Annotated in this window: 7 protein-coding genes; 5 read left to right on the top strand and 2 right to left on the bottom strand. The window is 52.6% G+C overall.

Going from position 1 to position 7,400, the window contains the following annotated elements; translation table 11 throughout:
• Both ACOSDR_RS20090 and ACOSDR_RS20085 read right to left on the bottom strand, forming a co-directional pair.
• Positions 1-1,539, bottom strand: a 1,539-nt coding sequence (locus tag ACOSDR_RS20090) for a hydantoinase/oxoprolinase family protein (protein ID WP_420732330.1), incomplete at its 3' end; no start/stop codon positions are given.
• Positions 1,540-1,567: 28 nt separating this feature from the next.
• A complete protein-coding gene (locus tag ACOSDR_RS20085; protein WP_420732329.1) occupies positions 1,568-2,575 on the bottom strand; it encodes an NAD-dependent epimerase/dehydratase family protein in 1,008 nt (335 codons plus the stop codon).
• Positions 2,576-2,836: 261 nt separating this feature from the next.
• Here ACOSDR_RS20085 and ACOSDR_RS20080 point away from each other — a divergent pair, with 261 nt between their 5' ends.
• The 5 genes from ACOSDR_RS20080 to ACOSDR_RS20060 form a co-directional block, all read left to right on the top strand.
• The gene (locus tag ACOSDR_RS20080) at positions 2,837-3,856 is read left to right on the top strand and encodes a TRAP transporter substrate-binding protein (RefSeq protein WP_290482080.1); all 1,020 of its coding nucleotides are present in this window, start codon (positions 2,837-2,839) and stop codon (positions 3,854-3,856) included.
• An 88-nt stretch (positions 3,857-3,944) separates the two neighbouring features.
• Positions 3,945-4,481, top strand: coding sequence for a TRAP transporter small permease (locus ACOSDR_RS20075; protein WP_290482079.1), 537 nt, complete (start codon positions 3,945-3,947; stop codon positions 4,479-4,481).
• A 22-nt stretch (positions 4,482-4,503) separates the two neighbouring features.
• Entirely contained in the window at positions 4,504-5,805 is a 1,302-nt protein-coding gene (locus ACOSDR_RS20070; RefSeq protein ID WP_290482078.1) for a TRAP transporter large permease, read from the top strand.
• A 28-nt stretch (positions 5,806-5,833) separates the two neighbouring features.
• Positions 5,834-6,574, top strand: coding sequence for a GntR family transcriptional regulator (locus tag ACOSDR_RS20065; RefSeq protein WP_290482077.1), 741 nt, complete (start codon positions 5,834-5,836; stop codon positions 6,572-6,574).
• A 137-nt stretch (positions 6,575-6,711) separates the two neighbouring features.
• On the top strand, positions 6,712-7,400 hold a 689-nt coding region (locus tag ACOSDR_RS20060), incomplete at its 3' end, for a hypothetical protein (RefSeq protein ID WP_420732328.1).

Genomic DNA, 7,400 nt, shown 5'->3' with positions numbered 1-7,400 from the left:
CTGAGCAATCACTTGCAGTACAGAACCTGTGACGGAAAACTGAACATCGGCCTGGGCAATTCCATAGGCCGAAAAGACCGATGCATAGGGCGGAATAACGATTTTCTTCGCCCCGATCTCTGCGCCGTAGGCCGTGCAATGCGCTGGACCGCTGCCGCCATAGGCCAACAGAACGAAATCCCCTGGATCATGTCCCTTCTCGATTGTCACCTTGCGGATAAGATCTGCCATCTGATTGTTGACGATCTGAAGGACGCCATGCGCCGCCTCTTCAGCCGACAATCCAAGCGGTCGCCCGATCCGCTCTTCTATCGCAGCAACCGCATAATCCCTGCTGGCCCGGCCATGGGCAAAGGCGAAGGAAGATGTGTCAATAAATCCAAGGACGACATCCGCATCGGTTACCGTGGGATCAAGCCCCCCCAACCCATAACAGGCGGGACCGGGATTTGAACCGACGCTGCGCGGACCAACCTTTATATTGCCATTGTCATCCAGCCAAACCGCACTGCCCCCTCCGGCGCCGATGGTCTCAATATCGACCGCAGGGACCGTCAGGATATGCCGATGAATTACGGTTTGGGCAGATCGGATCGGTTGTCCGCCAACGACAAGGCCGACATCGAAACTGGTCCCGCCCATATCGGTCGTGATGATGTTGCTTTCCCCTATCAACCCACCAATCTGCTGGGCGCCAACAATACCGCCGACGGGACCCGACAGCAGCGTTGTGACCGATTGATGCCGAACATTTTCCATCGGACTGACGCCCCCGATGGACTGCATAATCAGAACCGGACCATGATACCCGTTGGACTCCAGCGCGTGACCAAGATTGGACAGGTGCTTTTGCAGCAACGGATTTAAATTTGCGTTCACAACGGCGGTATTTGTGCGTTCATATTCCCCCAACACCGATGCTACATCTGTAGACGCCATAATGTGCAGGGTCGGGAATTTATCGCGCAGAAAGCGACAAGCCTGCTGTTCGTGAGCCGGATTGGCATAAGAATGCAGGAATGAAATGACAATCGCCTCCACACCCGCTTGCACTAGCCGTGTCGCGCCTGCTTCCAATGCGTCCATATCCAGCGCCAGAATTTCTGTACCCTGGGCATCCATGCGCCCGGAAACACCGGCAATATCAAGCTCAGATACAATCGGTGGCGGTGGATCGTTTAAGGTATATTGCGTCAGTTGATACTGATCCAATCCTTCCGTTCGCGCCTTAACGCGACCAATACGCAATGTATCTTCAAACCCCTTGGTACAGATCAGGCCTGTACGCACGCCAGTGCGCTCAATCATGCCATTAGTGGTGACCGTCGTGCCGTGAAAGACCAAGGTGCAGTTATCCAGAACCGATTGCGCGTCTAAATCCAACGCCTTCGCAGCGATGCCAACGGCTTCCATAATCCCAACCTCGGGATTGTTCGGCGTGTGCAGGGACTTCCCAACGGCGATGCGCCCCGTATCATCGACAAGTACGAGATCCAGAAAAGTCCCACCCGCATCAGCAGAGATTGTGTAATTCGCCATAACCTATAAATCCTATCGCTTGAAACTATCAGGCCGAAACCATTGCTGCGGACGACGCCCCGGACGTTCGATAACGCTCCAAAGTCAGCACAAAATCGGCCAGCCCTTCCTGCAACCCGAAGGCTGGACTGTATCCAAGATCCCGCCTGGCATCCTCGATATCCAGCACACAATAGTTCGGGTCCTTTTCAGTGGGAGCAAAATTAAAACCCGGTGCCACAGTAATCATCTTCGCAGAAAAATGATCGCAGACCTGGGTTACGGCCTCACCAAACTTAATGCCACGGCCAGATCCCAGTTGATAAACCCTGGCTGGCAATTTTTCGACTGTACAGGCGGCAACGGTCCCCGCCGCGCAATCCTTAATGTAGACAGGATCAAACACCTGATCCGCCCCGGGCAAATCGAGTGAACAACCGTCAATCGCGGCCAAGATGACATCGTTGAACACACTGGCCTGGCTACGCTCAGGTTTTATGACGCGCTCAGCACCATAAAAGTCAGCATAACGGATCGCGCAGAACTCAAAGAAACCATTCCTTGCATAGCAAAGCCCCAGGTCTTCCGCTGCCCGCTTGAGGATCGTCAATGGCAGTCGAGGCCCGGTAAAAGATGACGGGACAGGGTCGTAATAGGGCGCACCATAGGGCGTACCTTCCGTGCGTGCGATAACACCACGGGTGCTGCCAAAAATGACCCGGCCCACATCGCAAAGCTTCGCAGCTTCAAAGATGTTCAAGGTTCCTTCGAGATTGATTTTGGACAGCATATAAGGGTGCGTTGTGTGATGCGGCGACATGACCGCACCCAGATGCACGATCTGATCAATGCGATCCTGCTTCAGTAATTCAATAATCCAAGGAAGATCCTGAAGGTCGCCACGGACAAATCTGTATTCTGATCGAATATCCGACAGAAACCCAACATCCGGCTTCACATCCATAACGGTGACAGTGTGCCCCTGTGCGTTCAATTGCCGAACCACATTGACCCCGATGATACCAGTTCCGCCCGTCACAAGGACATTCATTGGCATTTTCCTCCATACCCCGATTTATTCTTGGAATGTACCCGGATGTTGTTTGAAACCACTATCCTCAGGTCATTCATTTTTTTCGATAATGCATACATTTTTATAATTAACAATGAAAAACATGCGAAAAATGTTTGATTATGTATGCAATGCATGCATTGTCTCATGACAATCTGTGAAACGGTGGTGTCACTATCGTCGTATCCTAAAAACGACCCGATACAGATGGTCGACGCTAAAACAAATGGGAATGAGGAGGAAACAATGTGGAAAAAATATCAGGGCCTGATGGCCTTATGCCTATGCGTACTTTTAGGTCAAACCCAATTTGCAAAGGCAGCCGATCCAATTGAGCTGTCTTTTTCAATTTTCCTGCCGCCACAATCGATCAGCTACAAAGACGTTCTGGTACCCTGGGCTGAGCGGGTAGAAGAAGCATCCAACGGTGAGATTAAGATAAAGCTGTATCCCGGCGGTGCTCTTGGAAAAAGCCCTGCCGTACAATTGGATCTATTGACCAATGGCGTGGCAGATATTGCCTGGATGATCCCGGCCTATAGCCAGGGGAAATATCCTGACAATGAAGTCCTGAACCTTCCCTTTCACGTCGCCAGTTCGGTTGAGGGCAGTGTCAGCTATTGGCGATTATACGAGAAGGGATTGCTGCGCGGCTATGAAGACTTGCAGCCGCTCGGTCTCTTCACAACAGCCCCCTACAGCCTGCATACAGCAAAACCGATGACATCGTTAAGCGATGTGTCCGGGTTGAAAATTCGGTCCGCAGGTCAGGTTGATAATGCTATCCTGGAAAAAATCGGGGCGACCCCTGTTGGCTTACCCGTGACACAAGCGGCCGAGTCGATCAGCCGTGGGGTTATCGACGGGTCCCTGGCAGAATGGATCGGACTGAATGATTTCCGTATTCTGGATGTCACCAAGTATCACCTGCTGGTGCCGATGGGGGCCGTCCCGATCATGGTCGCCATGTCAAAAGAGCGCTTCGACGCTTTGCCGGAATCAGCCCAGAAGGCCATTCTTTCGGTCAGCGGTGAAACTTTCTCCCGTGCATTTGGTGAGGTATTTGATACCGAAGCTGATCGCATCCACAAGGAGACTGTGGCCAGCAGCAAGCATGTTGTCACGGAACCAGACGGTGCCGCTTTGGAACAATGGCGTACAGAACTGGGCGAAGTCAGCGATGGCTGGGCAAAGAACCAGGAAAATGGCGCAAAACTAAAAGCCTCGCTTGAGACGATCTTGTCAGATATCAGAGCAGGACGCTAGATTTTGATCGCGGGGCGCTTCGGGTTTGAGTAAAATCTAAACCGAAACGCCCCTCTTTCTTTAAGCCCGGCATAAGGGGGAATCTGACATGTCCGTGCCCCATCGCCCGAACAATTTGTATCAATTGGCAGGTTTACTTGCCAAAGCCGTTGCCGCGGCGGGATTGGTCTGCTTTTTAATCCTTGCTGCGATGACAGTGCTGGACGTTCTGATGCGCTGGCTGTTTAACAGTCCGATCAGCGCTGTTGGTGAGTTCTCAGGCCTGATTACCGCAGTATCCGTCGCCGCGACATTTCCAATTGCATTATGGAGCAAACGGGGCGTCGCTGTGCGCATTTTTGGGGCGTGGTTCGGACCGACAGGAAATGTCGTTTTGGAACTGCTGTCCCATATGGCCACCATCGGGGTATTGGCTGTCATCGTTTACCAGATGGGCCGTTTTGCAACCCGTGAGGCCGCGATGAACAGTGCAACATGGTTACTGCATTGGCCGACCGCACCATGGTGGTGGGCTGTAACAGTTATTCTAGGGATTGCCCTGCTCGTAGAAGCTCTTGTGACCTTCGACACGATCCACGACCTCCGCCGAGGCGACCAAGCCTCAAACCCGACAGTTTCGTTGTAATGGATGAGTATCAGGAGGCTTTATGGACTCGACCTTGATCGCGGCCCTGGGGATCGCAGGCATGTTTGCCCTGATCCTGTTGCATGTGCAGATCGGGATTGCGATGGCAATTGCCGGGGTGTTGGGCGTTGCCGCATTGATCGGCTGGGGTCCGGCATTATCACTTTTGGGTACAGAAACGGTTGCTAATTTATCCAGTACCGATCTGGCCGTTGTGCCATTATTCCTTCTGATGGGCAGCTTTGCCTCCGCCGGCCGCATGTCGACAGAAATCTATTCACTGGCCCAGGCAGGGCTGGGACATCGACGCGGCGGCCTTGCTTATGCCACGATTATGGGCTGTGCCGGGTTTGGGGCCATCTGTGGATCGTCCCTTGCAACAACCGCAACATTTGGACGAACCGCGCTGCCGGAAATGCTGCGCCACGGGTATAAAACGTCATTTTCGTGTGGCGTTATTGCGGCGGGTGGAAATCTGGGATCCATCGTGCCCCCCTCTATCGTCATGGTAATTTACGCCATTCTGGCGAAGCAATTCATCCTGGATGTCTTTGTCGCGTCGATCATTCCTATCATTCTGACCGTGATGGCAATGTTAGCGACCATCGCCATTGTCGTTCGGCTGCGGCCGGATTGGGCGCCTTTAAGCGCCCGCGCAACCTGGTTGGAACGCCTCGGCGCTTTGCGCAAGGCCTGGGCGGCCGGCATTTTGGTCTTCGTCGTTCTGGGTGGCATTTATGGTGGCGTCTTTACCGTGACCGAGGGAGCATCCGTCGGCGCGATTGCTGCGCTGGGCATTGCCCTGGTTCGCCGCCGCATGAGTTTGGCGGATTTCTGGAAGGCGCTGTTGGATGCTGCCCAATCCACCGCAGCCATCTATATTATAATTATCGGGGCCTCGGTTTTCGCCTATTTTGTAACGTTTTCTGGCTTGTCCGAAAGTTTTGTTACGTTTCTTCAGGGCACCGGATTGCCCCCGCTGGCCATTATTTTCATGATATTACTGGGCTATATTATCCTGGGCAGCATATTTGAAACCATCTCGGCCATGCTGATCACCCTTCCCTTTGTCCTGCCGCTGATCATTCAACTTGGCTATGATCCGATCTGGTGGGGAATCATAAATGTGGCGATCATCGAATTGGGAATGATCACGCCTCCCATTGGGATGAACGTGATGTTGCTGCATTCCATGACGCCGTCCGTACCTCTGCGCCAGATTTATACCGGCGTGGCACCGTTCATTCTGTGCAATTTGCTAGTACTGCTGGTATTGGTTCTTGTTCCAGATATTTCACTCATCCTGTTGCACTGGATGAACTGAAAAATGCTGCCATGACGAGAGAGGCGAAATGTCCACCCAAGTTGAGAATGCAACACAAATCCTTCGAGAAGCCATCCTGAGCGGCACCTATGGCGCGGGGGAGAAACTGAAGGAAGTGCATATAGCAGCCAGCCTGGGGGTATCGAGAACTGTTATCCGATTGGCACTCAGTTCTCTGGAACTTGAAGGGCTTGTGGCTCACACGCCCAATCGTGGTTTCAGAACTAAAAGATTCACACTGGATGAAGTTTCCGATGCAATCATCCTGCGGGGAGAAATTGAGGCTATCGCCGCACGCTGCATTTGTGAAAAAGGGATATCCGATGCGAATGTGTCGTTGTTCCGCGACCTTCTTGATAGCATGAAAACGGTCCTCGCTTCAGGATTCTCACAACGCGAAGCACGGCTAAAATGGATGGAACTTGTAGCTGAATTCCATGCCTTGATTGTCAGCGCCTCCGGTAACACAGCAATTCATTCAACAATTGCTCATCTTTCACGCATTCCACTGGTGGCGCCGCACAGTGTTGTCTTCGACCTGTCTTCCGACGATTTCAGCCTGGAACGTGTCAAGCGCACCTATGAAACCCGGGTCCAATTGGTTGAGGCATTAATTCAGCGGCAAGGCGGCCACGCTGCTGCCCTGATGATCGGGTATGCCCATCAGGCGTGCCGTAACAAGCGTGCCAGTGTTGAGGGTATGCGCCTTGGCAAACCCGTCTCCGCAATCCCGGGACTTGGTTTGATCAGCCGCTCCGAAGAACGGTGAAAGTCGGATCAGTTCATCATTCTTTTTAAAATGAATGCAATTCCTTCAAAAAATCCGATTTCTAATTGATTTATTGGGCTCAAAATAATATTTTGCATGCAATTCTTGTTTCTGTGATTTTTTGCGAAGGGGCGATCATGCCAAAAGATGACATTCAAACGGACCAAAATTCTGCAATCAACACAGGCCTGCGTCCGGATGCGCTGCCACGACACAGCACGCCGCCGCTGCAATCCAGCCGGCCGCCGCGCTGTCCTCCCTTTGTGGAAATCACCAAGTCTGATCAATTGCTACCCTATTTGGAGCATGTCGCACAACGGCCCTATAACCACGGCCTGAATGCGTGCTGGGACTTGAAAGAGGGCGAGCGAGTGATGCTGCGTGTCGATAATTGGCACAGCGAACTGACGATTGAGGCCTGCAAAAAGATCCTTGAGAAGTACAAGGTCAAATACGAGATCAAATACATCGACCGCGGCCCGATCCCCCAATGGGTCGGCGCGGATGAAGTCGATTACTACCTGTTCCGCACCAAAGAGCTCGCTGAGTGGATGGACATGTGGGAAGAGGAAGAGAAGAACCAGAAATACGATAAAATCCTGATGGGCTATGGCGGTCCGGTACTGGCCGAACGCTTCATCAAGATTCAGCGCATGCCCTTCATCACGCCGGAAATCCTGGCCTCCCCGGCCCATGCCATGCCCATTGAAGTCATCAATGCCATGGACAAATGGACCTGGGACCGGATTCGCAATGCCAAACGGGCGCGGATCACCGATCCCGAAGGCACCGACATGTCCTTTACCAATCACGATGAATATTGGGA

This window comes from Hwanghaeella sp. 1Z406 (assembly GCF_048892425.1).
Taxonomy (GTDB): Bacteria; Pseudomonadota; Alphaproteobacteria; order UBA8366; family Aestuariispiraceae; genus Pacificispira.
This window is presented reverse-complemented; position numbering and strand designations above follow the sequence as displayed.